The organism is Candidatus Eisenbacteria bacterium, assembly GCA_030017955.1.
Lineage (GTDB): Bacteria > Eisenbacteria > RBG-16-71-46 > JASEGR01 > JASEGR01 > JASEGR01.
On sequence record JASEGR010000133.1, the window covers coordinates 229 to 3,770 of the forward strand.

The window sequence follows — 3,542 nt, forward strand, 5'->3', positions numbered from 1 at the left end:
GCTTTCTCCTTTGATTTGTACCAGCACTCCATGGTGAACGAGGCGATCGATCATGGCCGAGGCAAGGGTATTGTCGTTGTTCAGGAGGGTTCCCCAATCACGGAAGGCTCGATTTAATGCAGAGTTGATTGTTATGCGGAGTCCGCTCTTCGCGGACCCCGCCAACCTGTCATGCTGACCTCTTTTTACTCCGCATAAAAGACCCGGCATGCAACGACGCGATCAGTTTGTCGGTTGCCTTGAAACGCCCAGAGCGCAGTTTTGGAGCGACAACAGACTCTAGAGCCTCCAGCTTTACCGAAGGATCGGCGCGTGTGTACATTTCAGTCGTTTGCATGTTCGCATGTCCGAGCCAGAGAGCGACTTTTCGGAGATCATTGGTGGCCTGCAGGACCGTTAGTGCGCAGGTATGTCGTAGTACATGCGGCGAAACGCGTTTCGTGGATAGAGAAGGACAACGCTTTGCGGCGGTGTGAGCGTGCTTACGTAGAATGTATTCGAAGCCGGAACGGGTCATAGATTCACCACGGGCGTTGAGAAACAGTTCCGGCGCCAAGACCGTGCCCCTGACCGCCAACCATGCCCGCAGCGCCGATGTCGTTTCCTTCCACAAAGGCAGGCACCGTTCCCTTCGGCCCTTACCGTGGACGAGAACGCTGGCATGCGGTTGAAGATTCAGATGGTCAAGTAGCAGTCCGATCAGTTCCGAGACGCGTAATCCTCCGGCGAAGCAGAGGTGAAGCATGGCGCGATCCCGGATGCCGTCTCGATTGTTTGGTTCAGGCGCATCCAGGATGGCCTGCATCTCTTCAACCGTGAGGTGCCTGACAAGGCGTGTATCGGCTTTCTTTGCCGGAATCGCTAAGATACGCCGGATCTGCTCTAAGGCCGTCGGCACACGATATTCCATAAAGTGCATAAACGATTTAATGGCGGCCAGTCGAATGTTTCTGGAATTCGGTCCATTCCCGCGCACCGTTTCCAAATAGTTCAGGAAGTTTACAATCAGCGGTGCATCGAGCTGCTCCAGATACAATTCGGATGGCGTAACCTTGAGACAGTTACTGGCGTATTCAAAGAGGAGCTTGAAAGCGTATGCATAGGACTCACAGGTGTCGTCGCTGGCGCGGCGTTCGACGGGCAGGCGTTGCTGCAAAAAGGACATAATGTGCGATGCGATCAGAGTCATGGCCGCCCTCCCGTGAAGAAGTTTTCGCAACGGTCTGCGATTTTTTTCATCAGATCAGGCGTTGTTTCCAGATACCAGTAGGTATCGGAAACTTTGCCGTGACCAAGATAAGTCGAGAGCGCCACCATATGTTTCGTAATGCGATCGCGGCCATCCGGGCAGGCTTCCAATGCCCTCACGGCGAAGGTATGGCGCAACGAGTGAGGTGTGGGGCGCGGTAGTCCTGGTCCTCGCGGCAGGCCGATCTTGTCAACCGCAGTCTGGAATGCGGTCTCAACATCACCCAGAAGCAACGGTTTTCTTCGCAACGAAACGAATATGTGGTCATCGAAAGGGGCATAGGGGCGGCGACGTTCGAGATAACGTTCGATTCCAGCTTTGGCAGTTTCATGCAAGGGTACAAGGCGACTTTTACGAAATTTGGAACACCGAATCACCAGACCATCTGGGGTGATGTCCTCAAAGCGCAGCCGGATTGCTTCGGACACACGCAGTCCGGTGCATGCCAGCAGAGCGAACAGTGTGCGGTAGGTCTGTCGACGCAAAGAACGGTAACCAGTCTGAGATGCTGCTTGTATGAGACGCTGGATGTCGTCTTGGGAAAAGATGTACGGGATGGGCCGTGGCCTCCTCTCGCTACCAAAGACCGCCTGCGGCAGTTGATGGGATGGATCCTCGGCACGGACGTACTGGGTGAATCGAATCACTTGACCAAGCCGGCGGGCGCGTTGATGAACCGATCGTGCCAATCCGGCCCACTCGATGGCGGTTTCAGGGCAAACGTGGCGTTTGCCTCTTGCCTCTGAGAAGATGACGAAACTTCGTAAAAGATTGCCTTGGGATTTGAGGTCGAATCCGCAAGCACGGCGCACGGCCAAATATGACTCCACAGCTTGAGCTAACATGGCTGCACCTCCGGCCAGGGTTGAGCAATCTGCCGCAGCGTAGTCACGTCTACTTTGGCGTAGATCTGCGTAGTCTCGATGGAACGGTGCCGAAGGATGGTCGCAATGTCCTGCAGCGATGCCCCTTGCCGCAACATGGAGGTTGCTGCAGAATGTCGAAGAACATGGGCCGCACCGCGGCTCTGGCAAGTGACCCCCGCTCGGTGCATCGCCCGAGTGACGATGACCGAGATGGCGCAATGGGACGTGAAGGCGCGAAAAGGAGCGCGGGAGCGGATAAACAGGACATCGGTGTCGGTTCGAGGCCGATCGTCTTGCAGGTAGGCCACTAACGCATGTCCAACCTCCTGGGTCAGAGGCAGCCGAGCCTGGCGACGTCCTTTTCCAGATACGTGAATCCCGGCTCCTTCCCAATCGATATCGCCTAAACGAAGCTGGACGATATCGCCCGCCCGCAGTCCCAGGCGTGAGAGAAGAAGTAGAATCGCACGATCTCGCCTGCCAACCGGTGTTGGACCACAAGAAGAGATGATGCGCTCCATTTCTTCCGGTTGGAGGTACCGTGGCAGCGATGAGGAAAGACGCCAATGGGCCAAAACCGGAATGGCTTCACCCAAGTCTGCAACACACTTGCCTTCAGCGATGAGAAAGCGAAGAAACATGCGCAGCGCCGTCGTACACGTTTTCGCTGCCGCCCACCCACACTGTTGACTTTTTTCCAGGACAAACTGTCGCAAACCCTTAGCGTCAAATCTGCATGGATCCTCTCCAAGACGTCTCAGTAAGTCCCGAATCGAAAGGCTGTAGTTGTAAAGGGTAGGATCACAAGTTCCCCGTTGTTGGCGCATCCATTGACAGAAGGCAGTGAGCAGAATTGGATCTTGAGCTGTTGATTCAACAACGGAGGCGGCGATTACGCAAGCACCTCGCAGATGTTTTAGGAACAGGCGCGCACCATTGAGTAAGTCCAACCGGTGAGTGTGGCCGTAACGCGGGCATTGGCATCGATCCAGGTGGCGGTCGAAACGCTCTATAAACTTCTCGGTCAAATTGGAAATGGGAATGCCTTCGCTGTCTGTCCAATAAATGAGATGTTCCGCCGCTCGGATGTGCCTGCGGGCGGTTATCTCGGCGTAGCCCGCTTGGCATAGCTCCTCAGTGAACCCTTCAAGTAAGGGGCCACTCGGACCGTTGCGCAGCTCTTGAATCCGTATTGGGCAAGCGAAAAACTCTTCAAACATGACGTCCTCCTTTGATCTGAATTTAAAACCAGAAAGACGTCATTATTATGCGGAGTCGATAAAGGTGCAAGACGATCTTACTTCATTGAAACAACTGCGTTATTGTCGGCTCCCGAGACACTCCTCTCCACATAACAATCAACTCTGCATTAAACCTGGGGTTCGCGGACTGGACCCAGGTGTTTGGCGATCCTGTCATGACCGCCG

At 54.8% G+C, this 3,542-nt stretch carries 3 protein-coding genes; all 3 read right to left on the reverse strand.

The annotated features are described in order from the left end of the window. Positions 1–169 precede the first annotated feature (169 nt). The 3 genes from QME66_12800 to QME66_12810 are packed head-to-tail and all read right to left on the reverse strand — an operon-like array spanning position 170 to position 3,335. Positions 170–1,189 carry a tyrosine-type recombinase/integrase gene (locus QME66_12800; GenBank protein MDI6809830.1) on the reverse strand — a complete coding sequence of 340 codons (1,020 nt, stop codon included), beginning with the start codon at positions 1,187–1,189 and terminating at the stop codon, positions 170–172. Then, positions 1,186–2,094 carry a tyrosine-type recombinase/integrase gene (locus QME66_12805; GenBank protein MDI6809831.1) on the reverse strand — a complete coding sequence of 303 codons (909 nt, stop codon included), beginning with the start codon at positions 2,092–2,094 and terminating at the stop codon, positions 1,186–1,188. The genes QME66_12800 and QME66_12805 overlap by 4 nt, the downstream gene beginning before the upstream one ends. Next, positions 2,088–3,335, reverse strand: a complete 1,248-nt coding sequence (locus QME66_12810) for a site-specific integrase (GenBank protein MDI6809832.1) — start codon at positions 3,333–3,335, stop codon at positions 2,088–2,090. The genes QME66_12805 and QME66_12810 overlap by 7 nt, the downstream gene beginning before the upstream one ends. Between the last annotated feature and the right edge of the window lie 207 nt (positions 3,336–3,542).

Bases quoted from the DNA above. Each gene is read 5' to 3' on its own strand.
- QME66_12800 (MDI6809830.1), bottom strand. From the start codon at position 1,189: ATGACTCTGATCGCATCGCACATTATGTCCTTTTTGCAGCAACGCCTG.
- QME66_12805 (MDI6809831.1), bottom strand. From the start codon at position 2,094: ATGTTAGCTCAAGCTGTGGAGTCATATTTGGCCGTGCGCCGTGCTTGC.
- QME66_12810 (MDI6809832.1), bottom strand. From the start codon at position 3,335: ATGTTTGAAGAGTTTTTCGCTTGCCCAATACGGATTCAAGAGCTGCGC.